General features: G+C 72.6%; 19 protein-coding genes. 8 read left to right on the plus strand and 11 right to left on the minus strand.

All coding sequences use genetic code 11. The features are described 5' to 3' along the window. Positions 1–28: 28 nt before the first annotated feature. Entirely contained in the window at positions 29–940 is a 912-nt protein-coding gene (locus LIU39_RS06860) for a DUF4429 domain-containing protein (RefSeq protein ID WP_227045659.1), read from the minus strand. 170 nt (positions 941–1,110) lie between these two features. Between LIU39_RS06860 and LIU39_RS06865 the strand changes: the two genes are divergently transcribed. The 5 genes from LIU39_RS06865 to LIU39_RS06885 all read left to right on the plus strand — a co-directional run bounded on the left by LIU39_RS06865 (position 1,111) and on the right by LIU39_RS06885 (position 6,171). Next, the gene (locus LIU39_RS06865) at positions 1,111–2,433 is read left to right on the plus strand and encodes a multidrug effflux MFS transporter (RefSeq protein ID WP_227045660.1); all 1,323 of its coding nucleotides are present in this window, start codon (positions 1,111–1,113) and stop codon (positions 2,431–2,433) included. Between the two features lie 50 nt (positions 2,434–2,483). Next, the gene (locus LIU39_RS06870; RefSeq protein ID WP_227045661.1) at positions 2,484–3,566 is read left to right on the plus strand and encodes a serine hydrolase domain-containing protein; all 1,083 of its coding nucleotides are present in this window, start codon (positions 2,484–2,486) and stop codon (positions 3,564–3,566) included. Positions 3,567–3,639: 73 nt separating this feature from the next. After that, positions 3,640–4,590: a small ribosomal subunit Rsm22 family protein gene (locus LIU39_RS06875; RefSeq protein WP_227045662.1), complete on the plus strand. Its 951-nt coding sequence runs from the start codon at positions 3,640–3,642 to the stop codon at positions 4,588–4,590. Between the two features lie 75 nt (positions 4,591–4,665). Beyond that, the gene (locus tag LIU39_RS06880) at positions 4,666–5,262 is read left to right on the plus strand and encodes a TetR/AcrR family transcriptional regulator (protein ID WP_227045663.1); all 597 of its coding nucleotides are present in this window, start codon (positions 4,666–4,668) and stop codon (positions 5,260–5,262) included. Between the two features lie 165 nt (positions 5,263–5,427). After that, positions 5,428–6,171, plus strand: a complete 744-nt coding sequence (locus tag LIU39_RS06885) for a bifunctional DNA primase/polymerase (RefSeq protein WP_227045664.1) — start codon at positions 5,428–5,430, stop codon at positions 6,169–6,171. A 42-nt stretch (positions 6,172–6,213) separates the two neighbouring features. On the opposite strand, the gene LIU39_RS06890 is transcribed toward LIU39_RS06885, so the two are convergent. From LIU39_RS06890 to LIU39_RS06910, 5 genes are all read right to left on the minus strand, one after another. Then, the gene (locus LIU39_RS06890; RefSeq protein ID WP_264482471.1) at positions 6,214–7,149 is read right to left on the minus strand and encodes an SCO2278 family lipoprotein; all 936 of its coding nucleotides are present in this window, start codon (positions 7,147–7,149) and stop codon (positions 6,214–6,216) included. After that, positions 7,079–8,071, minus strand: coding sequence for an iron uptake transporter permease EfeU (gene efeU, locus LIU39_RS06895; protein ID WP_227045666.1), 993 nt, complete (start codon positions 8,069–8,071; stop codon positions 7,079–7,081). The genes LIU39_RS06890 and efeU overlap by 71 nt, the downstream gene beginning before the upstream one ends. 59 nt (positions 8,072–8,130) lie before the next feature. Beyond that, a complete protein-coding gene (efeB, locus tag LIU39_RS06900; RefSeq protein ID WP_372463820.1) occupies positions 8,131–9,471 on the minus strand; it encodes an iron uptake transporter deferrochelatase/peroxidase subunit in 1,341 nt (446 codons plus the stop codon). A gap of 65 nt (positions 9,472–9,536) precedes the next feature. Further along, positions 9,537–10,688 (minus strand): iron uptake system protein EfeO, encoded by a 1,152-nt coding sequence (gene efeO, locus LIU39_RS06905; protein WP_227045668.1) that lies wholly within the window; start codon positions 10,686–10,688, stop codon positions 9,537–9,539. Between the two features lie 471 nt (positions 10,689–11,159). Further along, positions 11,160–11,468 (minus strand): hypothetical protein, encoded by a 309-nt coding sequence (locus LIU39_RS06910; RefSeq protein ID WP_227045669.1) that lies wholly within the window; start codon positions 11,466–11,468, stop codon positions 11,160–11,162. Between the two features lie 175 nt (positions 11,469–11,643). Between LIU39_RS06910 and LIU39_RS06915 the strand changes: the two genes are divergently transcribed. Next, complete coding sequence (locus tag LIU39_RS06915) at positions 11,644–12,339, plus strand: PhzF family phenazine biosynthesis protein (RefSeq protein ID WP_227045670.1); 696 nt, start codon at positions 11,644–11,646, stop codon at positions 12,337–12,339. A gap of 60 nt (positions 12,340–12,399) precedes the next feature. Here LIU39_RS06915 and LIU39_RS06920 read toward each other — a convergent pair whose 3' ends face one another. Together LIU39_RS06920 and map are read right to left on the minus strand one after the other, a co-directional pair. After that, complete coding sequence (locus LIU39_RS06920; protein WP_227045671.1) at positions 12,400–13,071, minus strand: biliverdin-producing heme oxygenase; 672 nt, start codon at positions 13,069–13,071, stop codon at positions 12,400–12,402. A gap of 127 nt (positions 13,072–13,198) precedes the next feature. Next, entirely contained in the window at positions 13,199–14,056 is an 858-nt protein-coding gene (gene map / locus LIU39_RS06925; protein WP_227045672.1) for a type I methionyl aminopeptidase, read from the minus strand. A 67-nt stretch (positions 14,057–14,123) separates the two neighbouring features. On the opposite strand from map, the gene LIU39_RS06930 reads away from it, so the two are divergent. Together LIU39_RS06930 and LIU39_RS06935 are read left to right on the plus strand one after the other, a co-directional pair. Then, entirely contained in the window at positions 14,124–14,381 is a 258-nt protein-coding gene (locus LIU39_RS06930; protein WP_227045673.1) for a hypothetical protein, read from the plus strand. Between the two features lie 181 nt (positions 14,382–14,562). After that, complete coding sequence (locus LIU39_RS06935) at positions 14,563–15,645, plus strand: sugar ABC transporter substrate-binding protein (protein ID WP_227045674.1); 1,083 nt, start codon at positions 14,563–14,565, stop codon at positions 15,643–15,645. Between the two features lie 33 nt (positions 15,646–15,678). On the opposite strand, the gene LIU39_RS06940 is transcribed toward LIU39_RS06935, so the two are convergent. The 3 genes from LIU39_RS06940 to LIU39_RS06950 form a co-directional block, all read right to left on the minus strand. Continuing rightward, positions 15,679–17,049, minus strand: a complete 1,371-nt coding sequence (locus LIU39_RS06940) for an MFS transporter (protein ID WP_227045675.1) — start codon at positions 17,047–17,049, stop codon at positions 15,679–15,681. A 142-nt stretch (positions 17,050–17,191) separates the two neighbouring features. Then, positions 17,192–17,830: a hypothetical protein gene (locus LIU39_RS06945; RefSeq protein ID WP_227045676.1), complete on the minus strand. Its 639-nt coding sequence runs from the start codon at positions 17,828–17,830 to the stop codon at positions 17,192–17,194. A gap of 76 nt (positions 17,831–17,906) precedes the next feature. After that, on the minus strand, positions 17,907–19,394 hold the full coding sequence (locus LIU39_RS06950) for a sialate:H+ symport family MFS transporter (RefSeq protein ID WP_227045677.1): 1,488 nt from the start codon (positions 19,392–19,394) through the stop codon (positions 17,907–17,909). Positions 19,395–19,408 lie beyond the last annotated feature (14 nt).

A 19,408-nucleotide genomic window follows, 5' to 3' on the forward strand; every position in this document is an offset into this window, starting at 1 on the left:
GCCGCGCGGGGCCCGGCGCCGCCCCGTCTCATCCTGCGGAGTCGAAGCTCCGGAGCACGGCGGCCTTCGCGGTGGCGAATTCCTCGTCGGTGAGGACGCCGTCGCGGTGCAGCTCGCCCAGTTCGCGCAGGCGGCGCAGCAGCGCGTCGTGGTCGTTGCCGGGGGCGGTGGCGTTGTCGGCCGGCTCCGGTGCGGGCAGGGGTGCGGCGGTGGCCCTGGGGAGGGGGGCGGGGCCCGCCGACGGGTGGGGGAGCCGGGCCGCAACCGCCGCCGCCAGCAGGGCCGTTCGCCCGCTCTCCTTCTTGAAGCCCCACAGCTCGATGGCGTTGGGGTCCTGCTCGGGCTTGATGTGCGGGGTCGTGCCGCGCGGGCGGAAGCGCAGGAAGCCGGACTCCAGGCCGACGGCGGCGCGCCACTCCACCGCCTCCAGGTCGGCCAGGGCGAAGTCCCTGGGGCCCGCGTGCTTCTTGTTCTCGCTGGTGTTCCAGCGCCATTCGACGCGTACCCGCTCGCCGTCGAAGGTGGCGAGGCCGTCCACACCGGCCGCCGACAGGGGCACGGCGGGGCCGGGCAGCAGGTAGTGGTCGGCGGGCCCTTCCGGGACCTGTTCGAGGGTCAGTGCCTGCCGCACCTCGTGGACGAAGTACTCCGCGACGTCGGTCCTGCCCGCGTCGACCGTCAGCTGGTACGGGTTCGCGTCGGCCGGCAGCCCGCCGCCGGTCACCTGGAGCAGCGGATCGGCGCCGTCCCGGAGCCGCAGCCGCAGCCGGCCGCCCTTGCGGGCCGGTTCGTAGGCGATGCCGGCCAGGGCCGTCAGCGGAACGGTGTACTCGCCGAGATCCTGCCGGAGCTGGTGCACCCCGCGCTCGCGCCCCGGCACCATCCGTACCGCATCGCCGTCGAAGGTCCACGTGCCGTCGCGCACCATCAGTTCAGCCATGTACCGGATCCTACGGGGGAGCCCGTACGGGCCGGGCCGGCGGCGACGGATGCAGCGACCCGGCGTTCGGCCGGCCGGGGCGTAGGTCCAACGGCCCAGGGCGGAGCGGCCGGTGTTCCCGGGGGTGCGTGACACCATGGTGCGGCCCTCAACACAAGACGGAGACGCTCATGACGGACGCCGGCACCGGCACGGCCGAGAACCAGGACATTCCCCCCATAGCCGAGCGGGGCGCGGTGGCAGCACCGTCCGCGTCCCGCCGCACCGGACTCCTCGTCACCCTCGTACTCGGCGGCCTCACAGCGGTCCCGCCGCTCTCCATGGACATGTACCTGCCGGCCCTGCCGGAGGTCACCACCGCGCTGCACAGCCCGGCCGCCACCGTCCAGCTCACCCTCACCACCTGCCTCGCGGGCATGGCGCTCGGCCAGATGATCGTCGGCCCGATGAGCGACAAGTGGGGCCGCCGCCGCCCGCTGCTCGCCGGCATGGTGATCTACGTGCTGGCCACCGCCCTGTGCGCCATCGCCACCAACGTCGAGATCCTCATCGCCTTCCGCCTGCTCCAGGGCCTGGCGGGCGCGGCCGGCATCGTCATCGCGCGGGCGGTGGTCCGTGACCTGTACGACGGCGTGGCGATGGCCAGGTTCTTCTCCACGCTGATGCTGATCTCCGGGGTGGCGCCGGTCGTCGCCCCGCTGATCGGCGGCCAGATCCTCCAAGTCACCGACTGGCGCGGGGTCTTCGCCGTGCTGACCGTCGTCGGCGTGGTGCTGACCACCGTCGTCTGGCGCACGCTCCACGAGACGCTGCCGCCCGAGCGGCGCCATTCCGGCGGCCTGGGCCAGACCCTGCGCACCATGCGCGACCTCCTCGCCGACCGGGCGTTCTCCGGCTACCTCATGGTCGGCGCCTTCGCCTTCGCCGCCCTCTTCGCGTACATCTCCGCCTCGCCGTTCGTCATCCAGGAGATCTACGGCGCGTCCCCGCAGACCTTCAGCCTGCTGTTCGGCGTCAACTCCGTGGGCCTGGTCCTGGTCGGCCAGCTCAACGGCAAGGTGCTGGTCGGCCGGGTCAGCCTGAACCGCGTGCTGGGGGTGGGCCTGTCGCTGGTCGCCGTCGCCGGGGCCGCGCTGCTGCTGATGTCATCCGGAGTCTTCGGCACCGTCGGGCTGTGGCCGATGGCCGCCGGACTCTTCGTGCTGATGTCCGCCATGGGCCTGGTCATGCCCAGCACCAACACCCTGGCCCTGCTGCGCACCCCGCACGCGGCCGGATCCGCCTCCGCGCTGCTGGGCACCTCGACCTTCCTGCTCGGCTCGGTCGCCTCCCCGCTGGTGGGCATCGCGGGCGAGCGCACCGCCGTGCCGATGGCCGTCGTCCAGCTCGGATGCGCCGTATTGGCGCTCGTGAGCTTCCTGGGAATGTGCCGTCCGTGGCAGCGTAGGGAGGTGACCGACGGGGGCACCGCAGGGGAGAGGACCGCGCTCTGAACGCACCGATACTCAGACCCGGCACGCCGGCCGAGGCGCAGCTCGCGGCCGTGTGGACGGACCGGCTGGTCAGTGGCGTACGGGCACTGCCCGACGGGCGCCCCGCGTGGTGCGCGGGCGCCGTCGTCATCGCCGGGCGCGGCCCGGTCGTCGCCGCGGAGGCCGCGGCGGGCTGGGCGGTCCGCTACCGCGCGTACGACCCCGTGGCGGACCGTGGCGTGGACCTGCCCCGTGACCTGTGGGAGCGGATGCGGGTCGGCACCGTCTTCGACCTCGCCTCGCTCACCAAGCTCTTCACCGCACTCGCCACCCTCCAGCAGGCCGAGTGCGGCCGGCTGGCACTCGACGAGGAGGTACGCAGCCGGCTGCCCGCCTTCGCGCCCGGCATCACCGTCCGGCAGCTGCTCACCCACACCTCCGGACTCCGCCCCGAACTGCCGCTGTACGAACGGCGCGGGCGGGCCGCCCAGCTGGAGCTGCTGTGGGACCAGGCCGCCGCGCCCGACGGCCGCCCCGGCAGCGGCCACCGCTACTCCGACCTCAACCTGATCGCCCTCCAGCTGCTCCTCGAACAGTGCACAGGGCAGCGCCTCGACGTCCTGGTGCGCGAGGGCATCACCGGGCCGCTGGGTATGCGCAGCACGTCCTTCGGGCCGCTGGCGCCGCAGGGGGTGGCGGCGACCGAGGACCAGCGGCGGCCGTGGGCGAAGGCGGACCGCGGCATGGTGCGCGGCGAGGTGCACGACGAGAACGCCTGGGCGCTGGGCGGAGTGGCAGGACACGCGGGGCTCTTCTCGACCGCCCAGGACCTGGCGGTGCTGTGCCGGACGCTGCTCAACGGCGGCGCGTACGGCGCCGCGCGGATCCTGCGGCCCGCCACGGTCGCGGCCCTGCTGGAGCCGCCGGGCCTCGGCTTCGCCGTCGACCAGCCGTACTTCATGGGCGAGCTGGCCGGCCGCGGCGCCGCGGGCCACACCGGCTTCACCGGCACCAGCCTGGTCCTGGACCGTGTCACCGACACGTTCCTCGTGCTGCTCGCCAACACCGTCCCCCCGCGGCGCCGCGACGGCGGCAGCGCACCACGGGCGGCGGCCGCGACCTGCCTGGCCCGCGCGGCGTCGCGACGGCGCTGAGGCGGGGGCCTGAGCAGGGGCGGGCCCGGCGGCGCGGGCCAGGGGTGCCCGCGCGGGCCGTAAACTTGGCCGAATGCACGAGGAACTGCGCGCCGCCCTGGCCGGCCTGCTCGACGGCCTGCCGCCCAAGCAGGCCGCGCGGGCCACCGCACGGCTGATCACCCACTACCGCGGCACCACCCCCACCGACGCCCCGGTACTCAGGGACCGCGCGGACGTCGCCGCGTACGCCGCCTACCGGATGCCCGCGACGTTCGAGGCGGTGCGCGCCGCGCTGACCGCCTTCGCCGGCCGGCTGCCGGACTGGTCGCCCGCCACCCATGTGGACATCGGCGGCGGCACCGGCGCCGCGACCTGGGCCGCGGCCGCCACCTGGCAGGGCCACCGCAGCACCGTCCTGGACTGGGCGCAGCCCGCCCTCGACCTGGGCCGCGAGCTGGCGGCGGGGACGCTGCCGGACACCGAGTGGCGCCGGCAGGTGATCGGCGAAGAGCTCACCGTCCCGGCAGGTACGGACCTGGTGACCGTCTCCTACGTGCTGGGCGAGCTGCGCCCGGAGGTCCGCCGTTCGGTGGTGGCCGCGGCGAGCGCCGCCCCGGCCGTCGTCCTGATCGAACCGGGCACGCCGGCCGGGTACCTCCGCATCCGTGAGGCCCGCGAGCAGCTGGCCGCGGCCGGGCTGCGGATCGTCGCGCCCTGCCCGCACGGCGAGCGCTGCCCGATCGTCCCGGGCGAGGACTGGTGCCACTTCTCGGCCCGGGTGAGCCGCTCCTCCCTCCACCGCCAGGTGAAGGGCGGCACGCTGCCGTACGAGGACGAGAAGTTCAGCTATGTCGCGGCGACCCGGCTGCCCGCGTCCGCCGCGCCTTCCCGCATCGTCCGCAAGCCCCAACTCCGCAAGGGGCAGGTGCTGTTGGACCTGTGCACGGCGGACGAGGGGCTGCGCCGCACCACCGTCACCAAGCGGCAGGGCGACGGCTACCGCGCGGCCCGGGACGCGTCCTGGGGCGACGCCTGGTCCTGAGCGGGCGTCGGCCGCCCCGTCCGGGGCCCCCATGAAGACGATACGTCTCGCCTCATGCGTCGCTAGGATCGGACCATGGCCCCCAAGACGGCACCCGACGCTTCCCGCCGCAGCGAACGCTCCCGCCGGGCGATCTTCGACGCGGCCCTCGCCCTGGTCGGCGAGGTCGGCTACACCCGGCTCACCGTCGAGGGCATCGCCGCCCGCGCCGGGGTCGGCAAACAGACCATCTACCGCTGGTGGCCGTCGAAGGCAGCCGTCCTGCTGGACGCGTTCACCGACGGCGTCGACGACTACGGCGCCGGCCTGCCGGACACCGGCGACCTGGAGGCGGACCTCAAGCACGTCCTGCGGGCGACCGCCGACGAATTCAACGACCCCGCCTTCCAGGCCCCCTACCGCGCCCTCGCGGCGGCCGGCGCGGGCGATGAGGAACTGTCCCGCACCTACGTCTCCCGGCTCCTCGAACCCGGCATCGCCGTCTACGTCAACCGGCTGCGGGCGGCCCAGGAGGCCGGTCAGATGGACCCGGACGCCGACCCGCGGATCGCCGCCGAGCTGCTCCTGAGTCCCTTCTCACAGCGCTGGCTGATGCGCACAGGCGAACTGACCCACGCCTACACCGACACCCTGGTCGACCTGGTGATGCGCGCGGTGCGGCCACCGGAATGACCGGGCCGGCGGGCGGCGGCGCGGCCCGGCCGGCCCTGTCGGTGATGAACGGGAATCGACCGTAATCGCCGGGTGTTCTCCCACCCCGGATCCCGACACCGGTCACCCGGAGCGCAGGATGGTGGCAGCATTGATCCCAGACCACCGCTCGAAGTGAGGGGATAGATGGAACGCAAGAGCAGGTTCTCCCAGTGGCTGCGCCGGCCGAAGAGCGGATCGGACGGCGAGGATACGGACACGGGATCGGCGGCCGCCCGCGGCCGCGAGGACCTGCTGCTGGCGGCGGCCGACGCGGGATTCCCGGTCGCCCCCGCCGCGCACCCGTCCGGCTACGGCTGTTCCTGTGAACGCATCGGTTGTCCCACCCCCGGACGCCATCCCGTCTCCTTCGGCTGGCAGACCGTCGCCAGCACCGACCGCGACAAGGTCGCCGCCTGGGTCCGCACCCTCACCGAGGCCAACTTCATCACCGCCACCGGCATCGCCCACGACGTGCTGGACGTCCCCGTCGAAGCGGGCCGCAGCGCACTCGGCCGGCTGGACGCGGCCGGCGTCGACGTCGGCCCCGTCACCCTCAGCGGCGCCGGCTTCGGCGACGGCCGGATGCTCTTCTTCACCGCCACCCGCGGCACCCCGGACGACGAGGACGAGTGGTGGCCCTGCGAGCTGGACTGCCACCCCGAGACCCTGGACGAGCACCCCGGACTGCGCTGGCACTGCCGCGGCAGCTACGTCCTGCTGCCGCCCTCGCGACTGCCCGGTGACCAGCCGGACGTGAGCTGGCTGCGCGGGCCCGAGCTGCCGCTGCCCGACCCGCTGACGCTGCTGGAATCCCTGACCGACGCCTGCGCCGAGTTCATCGACCGCACCCCCGACCACGAGACGGCGGCCTGGCCGATCGGCCGCTGAACCCCGGCCCGCCGGACACCGGCGGGCCCGTGCGACTGCCGCCTACGGCACCCGCGCCGACGTCCGCGCCTCGATGAGGTTGAGCACCTCGACCTTGCCGGACGAGCCCTTCGCCGGGACCTTGACCGCCTGCCCCGTCAGATACGTCAGGGTGATTTTGCTCGCCTGCTTCACGGGCTTGGCCATGACGCCCTGGACCGCAAGCGACACCGACATCGGCGAGCCCTCGAACACCGTCTTCTGCTGGTGGTAGTAGGCCGCGAAGAACACCAGCGCCCCGCCGTCCTTCGTCCGCAGCGCCACCGGCGGGAAGTCCGCGGGCTGGTCCTCCCACTGGATCCGGGCGCCGAGCGCATGGGACTTGGCGGCCCGGTCGCGGCGCCGCAGGTCGGTGCTGGGTCCGGAGGCGAACAGGTCGCCCTCGCCGGTCTTGAGGTAGTTCGCGTAACTCCGGCTGAGCTTGCCCGGATCCACCGTCAGACCGGACGCACCGTCCCCCGCGGGCACCGCCTCGGCGTAGCCGTCGGCGTCCCGCGCCAGCTCCGGCACCTTGTTGCCCGGGAGCGTCGACAGGTACACCGCCCGCCACGGCGCATCGACGGCGTCCCGGCTGAACACCACGAACCAGCGGGTGTAGTTGCCGCCGCGGTCCTTGCGGTTGCTGACCGCGTCGGCCAGGAACGACTTCGGCCAGCCCGCCTGCGTGGGCACCGTGAAGTGCGCGTCCTTGAGCGTCAGCGCGGGAAAGGTGGGGTTGCCCTGCGGGCGGACGGCGTGGGCGGCCTTGATGCCCGCCTCGTCGATGCTGAGCAACGCCCCCGACTCGTAGGAGGCGTTGGCCTTCGCATCGAGGGTGCGGTTGGCCTTGTTGAAGCCGTCGGTGAAGCGCTGGAGCGCCTTGGCGGCCTCAGTCTCCGACACCGCCGGGACGATCTCCCGCTCGCCGTGCACCGTCATGCAGCCGCTCAGTATCACCATCGCCGCCGCTGCCGACGTCAGTGTGGCGGGCACCCGGAACGGCGACCTGCGTGTCATGGGGCTCGGGCTCCTTCGGGGCGACCGGGGCGGGCACGGAGGCCGCCGGGGTGGCACGATTCGGCGCCACCCTACCGGGGGCGAGGAACAGCGCGAGCGTGGGGACCAGATACAGCAGCCACACCGTGACCTGAAGGACCGTCGGATCCGGCTGGAAGTTGAAGATGCCCTTGAGCAGCGTCCCGTACCAGCTGTCCGCCGGAATCTGCGCGCTGATGTCGAACGCCTGGCTGTTCAGCCCCGGCAGCAGGCCCGCCTCCTGAAGGTCGTGGAAGCCGTACGCGAGGACACCGGCGGCGACCACCACCAGCATCCCGCCGGTCCAGGTGAAGAACTTCGCCAGATTGATCCGCACCGCGCCGCGGTAGAACAGCCAGCCCAGCACCACCGACGTCAACAGGCCCAGCAGCGCGCCGATCAGCGGCCGCACACCGTCCTGCGCCGACTGCGCCGCGGTCCACACGAACAGCGCCGTCTCCAGGCCCTCGCGGCCCACCGACAGGAACGCGGTGATCACCAGCGCCGTCGTGCCCATCGCCAGGGCGGCGTCCAGCTTGCCGTGCAGCTCCTTCTTCAGATGCCGCGCGGTACGCCGCATCCAGAAGACCATCCACGTCACCAGGCACACCGCGACGACCGACAGCGAGCCGCCGAGCGCCTCCTGCGCCTGGAACGTCAGCGTCTGCGAGCCGAACTGCAGCGCGGCACCGAACGCGAACGACAGCACCACCGCCAGTCCGATGCCCAGCCACACCGGGCGCAGCGCCTCCCGCCGGCCGGTCTTGACGAGATAGGCGATGAGGATGCAGACGACGAGGCTGGCTTCCAGGCCCTCGCGCAGCCCGATCAGGTAGTTGCCGAACACGTCGGTCCCTTCTCTTCCTTCATGGTGTGACGGACGGATCCGTCACGGAGTTGACGTGGTCAGGCGGACGCGGTGAACAGTTCCCTGCCCCACCAGTCGGCGGCTCCCCGCACACCGGGCGGCACCGCGAAGACCGCGGAACCCACGTGCTGGATGTACTCGTTGAGCGCGTCGTGCCGCGCCAGCTTCCGCTGGAGCGGCACGAACCCGTGCCGGACGTCCCGCTGGTAGGCGAGGAAGAACAGCCCCGCGTCCAGCCGCCCCAGGCCGTCCGTGCCGTCCGTGAAGGAGTAGCCGCGGCGCAGGATCCGCACCCCGCCGTTGCTGTCCGGATGCGCCAGCCGTACGTGCGCGGTGGGCAGCATCGACGGCAGGTGCGGGGTGTCCCGCTCGTTCTTTTTGCCGGCCGGCGCGCCCTCGCCCTTGTCCCGGCCGAAGACGTCCTGCTGCTCCTTGAGCGAGGTGCGGTCCCAGGTCTCGATGTGCATCCGGATCCGCCGCGCGACGAGGTACGAGCCGCCGGCCATCCAGGAGGCGCTGCCCTTCGCGTCGGACCCGGACACCCAGACGTGCGCGTCCAGCGCCTTCGGGTCGGCGCCCGAGACGTTGTCGGTGCCGTCCTTGAAGCCGAACATGTTGCGCGGGGTCTGCGCGTCCGGTGTGGTCGACGAGGTCTTGCCGAAGCCGAGCTGGGACCAGCGGATGGCGACCTTGCCGAAGCCGATCCTGGCCAGGTTGCGGATCGCGTGCACCGCCACCTGCGGATCGTCCGCGCACGCCTGCACGCACAGATCGCCGCCGCTGCGCGCCGCGTCGAGGTTGTCGCCGGGGAACTTCGGCAGGTCGGTCAGCGCGTCCGGGCGCCGTGACCTGATGCCGAACCGGTCCTTGCCGTCCTTCTCGAACAGCGTCGGGCCGATGCCGAAGGTCAGTGTCAGGCGGGACGGCGGCAGGCCGAGCGCCTCGCCGGTGTCGTCCGGCGGCGCCTCGACGAGCTGGCCGACCGCGCCGTCGCCGACCGCGTCACCCGCCGTCATCCTGGCCGCGGCCCGTGTCCACTCCTTGAGCAGGGCGATCAGTGCGTCGCGGTCGTCGGTGGTGACGTCGAAGGCGGCGAAGTGCAGCCGGTCCTGGACGGCGGTGGCGATGCCGGCCTGGTGCGTGCCGTGGAAGGGGACGGCCGCGCCGGCGGTGGCGTCCGCGGCGGCGGGCCCGGCATCGCCGCCGGTGCGGAGCGCCGCCGCGGTGCCGCCGGCCGCGACCGCGCCGAGCGCGAGGCCGGCGCCGCCCCAGCCGAGCAGCGAACGGCGGGACGGGGCCCGGCCGTTGGCGCTTTCGCCGCCCGTATCCGGCGCCTGGCCGTCCCGGCCCGCGCCACCCTGCTCCGCCCCGTCCGCCATGTCGCTCTCCTTGTCCGCCCTGCCCGTCCTGTCTGCCATGTCCGCCATGTCGCCCGTGCCGCCCGTCACTTGGCGGTGGCCACGGCGGCCGCCAGCTTCGACAGCGGCTCGGCGAGCGCGTTCACGCCGTCCGAGAGGACCTTGCGCTCACCCTTGCCGACGGTGTCGTACGGGGCGAAGCCGTCGTCCGAGCCGCTGTCGCGGTGCTTGTCCAGGCGGGCCTTGATCGACGCGAACTGCTTGTCCAGCTCCCGGGCCAGCTCCGGGTCGTTCTTGGCGGCGACCGGCTTCAGCAGCTCGTACGCCTTCTGCGCGCCCTCGACGTTGGCCTGGAAGTCGAGCAGGTCGGTGTGGCTGTAGCGCTCCTCCTCGCCGGTGACCTTGCCGGTGGCCACCTCGTCGAGGAGTTCCTTGGCGCCGTTGGCCATGCTGGTGGGCGTGATGTCGGCGGTGCCGACCCGCTTCTGCCAGTCCTTGAGGTCGGTGATCAGCCGGCCGGCCAGCTTCTTGTCGTCCCCGGAGATCTTCTGCTGCTGCCACAGGGACTTCTCCAGCCTGTGCCAGCCGGTCCACTTCTGGCCGTCCTCCAGGCCGTCCTCCCGCACGTCGACCTTCGGATCGATGTCGCCGAAGGACTCGGCCACGGGCTCGGTGCGCTCCCAGCCGACGCGGGAGAGCGCGTAGGTCTTCTTCGCCGCGTCGACGTCGCCGGCCCGGACCGCGTCGGCGAACTTCTGCGCGGCCGGCAGGGTCAGGTCGGCCTGCTGCTGGACGTACGTGCGGTAGGCGGCGACCGCGGCGTCCAGCCGGGGATCGCGCTCGGCGTCCGCGCCCTTGCCGCTCGCCGTGACCTTCTGCCGGATGCCGCTGCCCTTCATGCCGGGCTTGCAGGCGACCTCGTAGTGCCCCGGCTTGATCTCGGCGGTGATCTCGGCCCTGGTGCCGGGGCCGATGTTCTCCCGCTCGGTGACGATCCGGTCGCCGGGCGCGTACACGTACATCTCGGTGACCTGGGAGCCGGTGTTCCGCACCGCGAACCGGACGTGCCCGGCCGGGAATTCCTTCGCGGACAGCTCGCACGCCGAGTCGCTCGCCGTCACGTCGATCACGCCCTTGCCGCCGCCCTTGCCGTCGCTCTTCGCGGCACATCCGGAGACGACGGTCAGGGCCGCGGCCACGGCGGCTGCGGTGACGACGGAGGGGCGGAGGGCTCGCATGCGGGTCTCCAGAGGAGTGCGGGACGTTACGGGGACAACCGGGCATCAGGGGAGGCACCGGCACTAAGGCAGCCCTAAGTTATCCGAGCCTTACTTCATGCTGCCCCTGATTCCCCGTGATTCGGCTCTCACGGGCTACGGCCCGGTCACGGATCGGCGCGCGACAGGTCACGGGCGGGTCATGGGCAGGTCAAGGTAAGGGTCATGCCGGAGCGAGGGGCATGACCAGCGGAACCGGCGGTTCAGGCGCCCCCTCCGGCGCGGGGTGCGCCCGCCGGCGGCCGTCCGCACGCCCCGCACACGGAAGAAACCGGTGGAGCCCGGCCGCCCTCGGGCGACCGTCCGGCTCCACCGGTCGGGATGTTCGGTGGCAGCGCCCGCCCCGCACGGCCGCGGATCACGCGCGGGGGAGAGCGCCTGTTTCAGGGCCGCTGCGCGAGGGCCGTCACCCCCGGGCGGCTCGGCCGCGGTTTACAGCGGGCGCGCCCAGAGGTCGTACTGCAGGCCCCCGCCGTCGCAGAACGGGTCGGCCCACTTGCCGGAGCTGACCAGGTCGGTGCCGGCCGCCTGGCAGCCGCTGAGCGTCCAGAACTTCTTGCCGGTCCACACCGTTCCGGGAGGACCGTCCATCGGCTTCTGCTGCTTCTGCACGTGGACGGCGGCCGGAGCGCTCGCGGCGACCGGAGCGGCCGAAGCGGCGCCGGCCTGGGTCGTGCCGAGACCGGCGACCGCCAGGGCGACGGCGGCGAAGGCGCCGGTGATGATTCGCCTGTTACGCATTGGGTGGTTCCTTTCCCCGTGGATCAGGGCCCGTTGCGAGCCCTTCCCCCTGCACACGGCCGGGGCCCCCGCGCCGTATGACACCGCATCATGTGACCTGCGTCACATCATCGTTGGGGGTGGGTGAGGGCGGTGGCGTGCGTCGTCCCGGCGGTGCGCTGCGCACAATGGCCGGATGACCGCCTATGAAGTGCTCCGAGTGTTCTGCGGCCCCGACGGGTCCGGAGGCAACGCGCTGGGTGTCGTACGGGACGGCGCCGCCCTCCCCGACCCGGCGACGCGGGCCGCACTCGCCGCCGAACTCGGCTTCAGTGAAACGGTGTTCCTCGACGACGCCGAGCGCGGCACCGTCGACATCCACACCCCGAGCGTCCGCCTCCCGTTCGCCGGGCACCCGCTCGTCGGCCTCGCCTGGCTGCTGCGCGCCCTCGGCCGCCCGCCCCTGACCCTGCGCCCGCCGGCCGGCGAAGTGGCCGTCTTCTACGAGGGGACGGCGGATGAGGGCGAGGCGGCCGAGGCGGAGACGGTCTGGGTGCGCGGCCGCCCGGAGTGGGTGACGGGGCGCAGGACCGAGCGGTACGCGTCGGCCGCCGAGGTCGACGCGCTGCCCGCGCCGCCGCCGGGCGAGGGCTGGCTGTACGCCTGGGCCTGGCAGGACGAGGCCGCGGGGATCGTGCGGGCGCGGGGCTTCCCGCGCCGCGCGGGCGGCACCGCGGAGGACGAGGCGACGGGCGCGGCCGCGATACTGCTGACCCATCGGCTCGGCCGCCCGCTGGACGTCCGCCAGGGGGCCGCGTCGCAGATCCTCACCCGGTGCTACCCGGACGGCAGCGTCGCGGTCGGCGGGCGGGTACGCGCCGAGGCGCCGTAGGGCGGGCCCGCGGGGTTCCGTACGGCCTGCCGGTCCGTGCCCGCCCGGCTCCCGCCGCCGCTACGCGCTCAGCGGGAACTGCGTGCCCAGCTCCTGGAAGACCGCGCTGTTGAGGGTGAACGCGCGCTTGCACTCGTCGATCACCCGCTGCTTCTCCAGGTCGTCGACCGGCAGGGCGTCCAGCAGCTCGCGGTACTCGCGCTTGAACGCGGCGGGATTGGCGATGTCCTCGAAGACGTAGAACCGCACGCCGTCGCCCTTGCGGTCGAAGCCCCAGGTCTTCTCCGCGGTGCCGCGGATGATCTGGCCGCCGGAGAGGTCGCCGAGGTAGCGGGTGTAGTGGTGGGCGACGTAGCCCGCGGGCCAGTCGCGTGCGCACTGCCGTATGCGGGCGGCGTACGCGGCGGTGGCCGGCAGCGGCTCCAGATCTTCGGACCAGGACGGGCCGCCCAGGTGGGCGAGGTCGCGCTCCAGCTCGGCGGTGCGGGCCAGTTCGGGACGGATGAAGGGCCCTGCGACCGGGTCCTGGGCGAGCGTCCGGGGGGTGTCCTCCAGCGCGCGGTAGACGAACCACAGCTGCTCGGTGTAGCGGCGGTAGGCGGGTACGCCGAGCCGGCCGGCCAGGAGGCCGTTCATGAACGGGGGGCTCTGGGCCTCGGTGTGCAGCTCGTGCGTCGCGGCGCGGATGAGCGCGGAGAAGGGGGTGGGCGGGGTCGAGCTGGGTGCTTCCACGGCTGGCCTCCGGGGACCGAGGGGAGCGGAAAGGAACAGGTCGAGGTAGGCTCACCCAACTACTTAGGTTTACCTAAGTCAGCCTGTTCCCGACGCCCTGTCGGTAAAACTTTACCCCGGGCCGCCGTCAGGGAAGCGTGAGGATTTCCGCGCCCGTCTCCGTGACGACCAGGGTGTGCTCGAACTGCGCCGTGCGCTTGCGGTCCTTGGTCACGACCGTCCAGCCGTCGTCCCACATGTCGTACTCGTAGGAGCCCAGCGTCAGCATCGGCTCGATCGTGAAGGTCATGCCGGGCTTGATGTCGGTCGTGTGGTGCGGGCTGTCGTAGTGCGGGACGATCAGACCGGAGTGGAAGGACGAGTTCACGCCGTGGCCGGTGAAGTCACGGACCACGCCGTAGCCGAACCGCTTGGCGTACGACTCGATGACCCGGCCGATGATGTTGATCTGGCGGCCCGGCTTGACGGCCTTGATCGCGCGGTGGAGCGCCTCCCGGGTCCGCTCGACGAGCAGCGTGGACTCCTCGTCGACGTCGCCGCACAGGTACGTGGCGTTGTTGTCGCCGTGCACGCCGTGGAGGTACGCGGTCACGTCGAGGTTCACGATGTCGCCGTCCTTGAGGACGGTCGAATCGGGGATGCCGTGGCAGATGACCTCGTTGAGCGAGGAACACAGCGACTTGGGGAAGCCGCGGTAGCCGAGCGTGGAGGGATAGGCGCCGTGATCGCACATGAACTCGTGGGCGACCCGGTCCAGTTCATCCGTGGTCACACCAGGCGCGATGAGCTTGGCGGCCTCCTCCATCGCCTGCGCGGCGATCTTGCCGGCGATCCGCATCCGCTCGATGGTGTCGGCGTCCTGCACCTCGGGCCCCGTATAGGGCGTGGGCGCGGCCTTGCCGACGTACTCGGGGCGCGGGATCGAGGCGGGGACGGGGCGGGTGGGGGAGATGTCCCCCGGGACGAGAAGCGACTGGCCAGACATGCCAGCGAGTGTATCCGCGGGCCATCGGGCAGGATTGGCGGCACAGAACGGACCACAGGAGGCGGCAATGGCGCTGTTCAAGAGGCGTACGGAAGGCAAGCCCGGCGAATGGTTCTACTGCCTGCGGCACCAGAAGGTCGAAGAGGGCCCCGAATGCCGGGCCGCCGACCGCTTCGGCCCCTATGACAGCCGCGAGGCGGCCGCGCACGCGATGGAAACGGCCCGCGAGCGGAATCTGGAGTGGGAGACCGACCCGCGCTGGCACGAGCAGGACAAGAGCGGCGAGGACGGCGCGGGGCGCGACGGTGAGCGGGGTGCTCCGTAGCGGCATGCGGAACGCGTGGCGGCGTCGGGAACGCCCCCGTGGAACGGCCGGACCGGCTCGTTTATTTGTAGCGTCAATGTAAATCGCCGGTGTGTCTCGTTATCGTTTCGATTCTTGACGATGCGGGTGGCGGTGACGTTCACTTCAGCCGTTCCGGCGGCCCATGGGGGAGAAAACCGAAATGAACGCACCGCTACGTCGCATCCTCACCACCGCGATGGCGCTTTCCCTCGCGGTTCCCCTGGCCGCCTGCGGAAATGATCACCAGGAACCGGCGGCGGGCGAGAAGTCCATAGGTCTGCTCCTGCCGGAGAACAAGGCGTCGCGCTACGAGGATTTCGACCGCCGCATCATTTCGTCGAAGATCGCGTCCCGCTGCCTCGAATGCCGATTGGACTACCACAACGCCAAGTCGAGCGTGGACGCCCAGCGGCAGCAGTTCGACGCGCTGGTGAAAAAGGGCGTCAAGGTCATCATCCTGGACCCGGTCGACGCGCAGGCCGCCGGGAGCTGGGTGGACGCGGCGGCGAAGCAGGGCGTCAAGGTCGTCTCCTACGACCGGCTCACCGAGGGCAAGGCCGCCGCGTACGTCTCCTACGACAACGAGAAGATCGGCCGGCTTCAGGGTGAGGGCCTCGTGGCCGCACTCGGATCCCGCGCCGCCACCGCCGACGTCGTGATGCTGAACGGCTCGCCCGCCGACCCCAACTCCCCGGAGTTCAAGAAGGGCGCGCACGACGTGCTGGACCACAAGGTCCACAAGATCGTCTACGAGAAGGACATCGCGGACTGGTCGGCCGACAAGGCCGGCGAGAAAATGACCGAGGCCATCAAGAACCTCGGCCCGGCCGGTTTCGACGCGGTCTACTCGGCGAACGACGGAATGGCCGGCGCTATCGCCGACGCACTGAAGTCGGCCGGCGTCAGGAACGTTCCGCTCGGCGGCCAGGATGCCGAACTCGCCGCTCTGCAAAGGCTGGTGAAGGGCACTCAGACCTTCACCGTTTACAAAGAGGTCAGGCCGGAAGCCAAGACCGCGGGCGACATCGCCGTCAATCTCCTCCAGGGAAAGAGCATCGCGTCCCTGACGCCGACGACCGTCACCGGAAAGAGCACCTCCGGAATTCCCGCCAAGCTGTTCAGCGCGAAGATCGTCACCCGGAACACCCTGCAGGACACCGTGATCCGCGACGGCGCCGTGCGCGCCGACCTGATCTGCACCAAGGACCTCAAGGCCGCGTGCGAATCCCTGGGAATTTCCTAGCCAGGGCAGGGGATACAGGGGCGCGCCCCCCGCTCAGGCAGGGGCGGGACCGGTGCCGGGTTCCCGGGGCCCTGGATCCGCGGGCGCGTCCGGTGCGGTATCCGGTGCCGTGGCGCGCTCCCGTAGCCGGCGGGCGTGCTCGTCGGTCGCCGCGTCGTACGCCAGCAGCTTCGGCAGGGCCAGCGCCAGCAGCGCGACGGCGGCGAAGCACATCGCGCCGCCCGCCCAGACCGACGTCCGCACGCCGGTCAGCGCCGCCATTCCGCCCACCCTGACCTGCCCCAACTGCGGCCCGACCGCGTACGACAGCAGCTCGATGCCGGCCAGCCGGCCGCGCAGCTCGTCGGGGATCGTCTGGTTCCACATCGCCGAGCGGAAGATGCCGCTGACCATGTCGCAGGCCCCGGCCAGCGTCAGGAACAGCAGCACCAGCCATACGTGCGCCGCCTGCCCCGCCGCGGCCATCGCAAGGCCCCACGCGGCGGCCGCCAGCACGACGGCCCGGCCCTGCCTGCGGACCCGCGATGTCCAGCCGCTGGTCAGGCTGACCAGGCAGGACCCCGCGGGCAGCGCCGCGTACATCAGGCCCAGGGACCACGGGGCGTCCAACTCGTCGGCGAGGAACGGGAAGATCGCCAGCGGGAACGCGAAGAGCATCGCGCTGAGATCGATCGCGTAGGTGCCCAGCAGCTCCTTGCGGCTCCAGGCGTAGCGCGCGCCCTCGGCGATGCCGCGCAGCGACGGCTTGCCCGCGTCGCGCGCGGCGGGCGACGGCGCGATCCGCACGGACAGCAGCACCGAAGCGGCGTACGTCGCGGCGTCGATGGTGTACGCCCAGCGCAGCCCGGCGTACGCGAGCAGCCCGCCGGCCAGCGCGGGCCCGGCGATGGCGCCGATCTGCCAGCGCAGGGAGTTCAGGGCCGCGGCGGCGGCGAGCTGGTCGTGCGGCACGATCCGCGGCACGATCGCGTTCAGCGCAGGCCGCTGGAGCCCGGTGAGCGCGCTGGTGGCGGCGGCCGCGACATACAGCGGCCACAGCAGCGGGTGCGGCAGCACGCTGTTGAGCAGCAGGAGCACCGACAGCAGGCCCAGGGCGGCCTCGGTCCACACGATCAGCCTGCGGCGGTCCATGGCGTCGGCGAGCGCGCCGCCGTAGAGGCCGAAGACGATCAGCGGCACCAGCTCGACGGCGCCCAGCGCGCCGACCGCGAAGGCGGAACCGGTCAGCTCCTTGACCTGGAGCGGCACCGCGACGAACGTCAGGAAGCTGCCGAAGACCGTGATCGCCCCGGCCCACCACATCAGCCGGAAGTCGCGGGAGGTGCGCCAGGGCGCCAGGTCCGGCAGCACGGCGGCGAGCCGGCGGCGGGGAGCCGCGGGCGGCGGGGGCGGGTCGTGGGTCACGGGGCATCAGCGTGCGCGGGGGCGCGGGGCGGCGCAAAGGAATTAAGGGCGGGAGGGGAGTGCGTGGCGGCGTGCCGTCTCGTGCCGAGGGCCGGACCGCCTGCTTCCAGGGGCCCGGCCGCGCCCGCTGCCCGGTCAGGGCTCACCACCGCGGGGGCGGCGGTGCGGTCAGTTCATCGGCGAGCCGGGCCAGCCGGTCACGGAAGCGGCGGTGCCTGCGCGGCGCCGGCAGGCTGTTCTCGCCGGCCGCCGCGCTGACCAGATGCTGCACGGTGTCGAGATCGAGGGGATGGGGCGGCTCGGCGTCGTCACCGGCCCGCGCGGCGACCGGATCGGGGGCGGCCAGCGCATCGTGGGCCAGGGCGTGCAGCTCGCGGTCGCCGCCGTCGAGCGCCAGCACCGTCGCGCCGTTGCGCCGGGCGTCGTGCACCCGCTCAAGGAGCCCGGCGCCCGGCTGGCCCGGCGAGACGACCAGCAGCGTCGCGCCGCGCCCGGCGGCCGCCAACCGGCCCGGACCCACCGACAGATGGGCCGGTCCGCCGCGCGGTACGCGGTGCCGCACCAGCGTCGGCGACAGCTCGGGCAGCCCCGACCAGGCGGCCTCGTCGTCGAGGTGCGCGGCCAGGTGCCAGGGCTCGTACCCGGCGCTGCCGACCAGCAGCAGCCCGCCGCCGTGCGGGGCGACCGAGGCGCGCAGCGCTCCGGCGAAGCGGCGGGTGGACTGCACCCATTCGGTTCCGGCGAGGACCTCACGCAGCAGCGCGACCCGTACGGCATCCATGGCCCGGCATCTTGTCGCAGGGCCGGGGCGGGCGCGGCCGATACCGTCGAAGTCACCCGAAAGGGGATGCGGGCCGTCAGGAACTGCCCGCGCCCGCACGGGAGTTGCCGGGAGCCTTGGCGCCCGCACCGTCCGCGGGCGGCCCCTGTGCCAGGTGGTCGCGCGGACTGTCCGGGTTCAGCAGCCGGTTGAGGCGGGCGGGGACGTCGAAGCCGACCAGCAGCACCACCAGGATCGTGCCGGCGAAGGTCAGCGCGGCCAGCGCGCCGCCCAGCGACCTGCCCTCCGCGAGGCGCGCGCCCAGCACCGGCGCCACCGCGCCGCCCAGCGCACCGACGTTGTACGTGAAGCCGAGCCCGGCGCCGCGGCTCGACGTCGGGAAGTGCCCGCCGATGTAGCGGGGCAGCAGCCCGGAGATGCCGAAGCTCAGTGCCTGGAGGACGAACAGCAGCACGCCGAGCAGCAGGAGGTTGCCGGAGACGGCGAACACCGGGAAGACGAACACGAGCGAGGCGATCAGGGTGAGGGCGTACGCCTTCTTCGTGCCGATCAGGTCCCCGGTGAAACCGGCCAGGCAGCAGCCGGCCATGGTGCCGAAGCCCGCGAAGAACAGGACGTCGGTCACCTGCCCCGGGCTGTAGTGCAGCTCCGTCTTGAGGTACGTCGGCAGCAGCGCCTGGATCGGCCAGGTGTAGAGGAACGCCACGAAGACCGTGGCGATCAGCGACAGGTACAGGGCCCAGCCGCGGCGCCCGCCGAGCTGCACGGCGAGCGCCGCGATGGCCAGGCCGCCGACCACCGCGAGCAGCGGCACGGCGCCCGCACCCACCGGTGTGAACACCCCGAAGAGCGCCGCCGTCGCCACCGCCGTGACGACGACGTTGGCGGTGGCCCGCCCCGGTGTGGCGAACAGCGGCCGGAACGGATGGGGCTTGGTCTCGCGCCCGGCGACCGCCGCGCTCCACTCCTCCGTCTCCGGCAGCGAACGCCGTACCCACAGGGCGACGACGATCGGCGCGAGACCGATGTAGAACATCCAGCGCCAGCCGAGCGCCGGTTCGACCCACTTGTAGCACTCGGCGGCGAGCACCGAGCCCATCGAGAATCCGGAGATGAGGAAGCCGCTGGCGCGGTTGCGGACCCGGGCGGGCCAGCTCTCCAGGACGTAGGTCGCGCCGGCGCTGTACTCACCGGCCATGCCCATGCCGATCAGCAGCCTGGCCACGAACAGGCTGGTGTAGTCCCAGGCGAATCCGCAGGCGAAGGTGCCGACGGAGTAGAGCAGGATGCTCGCCACCATCGACGGCTTGCGCCCGAAGCGGTCACCGAGCGCGCCGAGCGCCGCGCCGCCGAGCCAGCGGGTGATGAAGGCGCCGGAGATCAGGCTGGCCGCCTGCACCGTGCTGAGGCCGAACTCCTCGCTGATCTCGGTCAGTACGAGCGTGATCAGGACGAAGTCGAAGCCGTCGAGTACGTAGCCGATCCAGGCGGCGGAGAACGCCTTCCACCGGGTGCGACTCACCTCCCGGTACCACGGGCCGGACGCCTTGTTCGCAGGGTGCACGGTGACTCCAGAAT

It is taken from the genome of Streptomyces pinistramenti, assembly GCF_020564935.1.
Classification (GTDB): domain Bacteria; phylum Actinomycetota; class Actinomycetes; order Streptomycetales; family Streptomycetaceae; genus Streptomyces; species Streptomyces pinistramenti.

What these genes read in the sequence shown, in the direction of transcription:
- LIU39_RS06860 (WP_227045659.1), bottom strand. Translation starts at nt 940, where the DNA reads ATGGCTGAACTGATGGTGCGCGACGGCACGTGGACCTTCGACGGCGAT.
- LIU39_RS06930 (WP_227045673.1), top strand. Translation starts at nt 14,124, where the DNA reads ATGGCGCTGTTCAAGAGGCGTACGGAAGGCAAGCCCGGCGAATGGTTC.
- LIU39_RS06890 (WP_264482471.1), bottom strand. Translation starts at nt 7,149, where the DNA reads ATGGTGATACTGAGCGGCTGCATGACGGTGCACGGCGAGCGGGAGATC.
- LIU39_RS06935 (WP_227045674.1), top strand. Translation starts at nt 14,563, where the DNA reads ATGAACGCACCGCTACGTCGCATCCTCACCACCGCGATGGCGCTTTCC.
- LIU39_RS06885 (WP_227045664.1), top strand. Translation starts at nt 5,428, where the DNA reads ATGGAACGCAAGAGCAGGTTCTCCCAGTGGCTGCGCCGGCCGAAGAGC.
- LIU39_RS06880 (WP_227045663.1), top strand. Translation starts at nt 4,666, where the DNA reads ATGGCCCCCAAGACGGCACCCGACGCTTCCCGCCGCAGCGAACGCTCC.
- LIU39_RS06875 (WP_227045662.1), top strand. Translation starts at nt 3,640, where the DNA reads ATGCACGAGGAACTGCGCGCCGCCCTGGCCGGCCTGCTCGACGGCCTG.
- LIU39_RS06945 (WP_227045676.1), bottom strand. Translation starts at nt 17,830, where the DNA reads ATGGATGCCGTACGGGTCGCGCTGCTGCGTGAGGTCCTCGCCGGAACC.
- map (WP_227045672.1), bottom strand. Translation starts at nt 14,056, where the DNA reads ATGTCTGGCCAGTCGCTTCTCGTCCCGGGGGACATCTCCCCCACCCGC.
- LIU39_RS06910 (WP_227045669.1), bottom strand. Translation starts at nt 11,468, where the DNA reads ATGCGTAACAGGCGAATCATCACCGGCGCCTTCGCCGCCGTCGCCCTG.
- efeO (WP_227045668.1), bottom strand. Translation starts at nt 10,688, where the DNA reads ATGCGAGCCCTCCGCCCCTCCGTCGTCACCGCAGCCGCCGTGGCCGCG.
- LIU39_RS06865 (WP_227045660.1), top strand. Translation starts at nt 1,111, where the DNA reads ATGACGGACGCCGGCACCGGCACGGCCGAGAACCAGGACATTCCCCCC.
- efeB (WP_372463820.1), bottom strand. Translation starts at nt 9,471, where the DNA reads ATGGCGGACGGGGCGGAGCAGGGTGGCGCGGGCCGGGACGGCCAGGCG.
- LIU39_RS06915 (WP_227045670.1), top strand. Translation starts at nt 11,644, where the DNA reads ATGACCGCCTATGAAGTGCTCCGAGTGTTCTGCGGCCCCGACGGGTCC.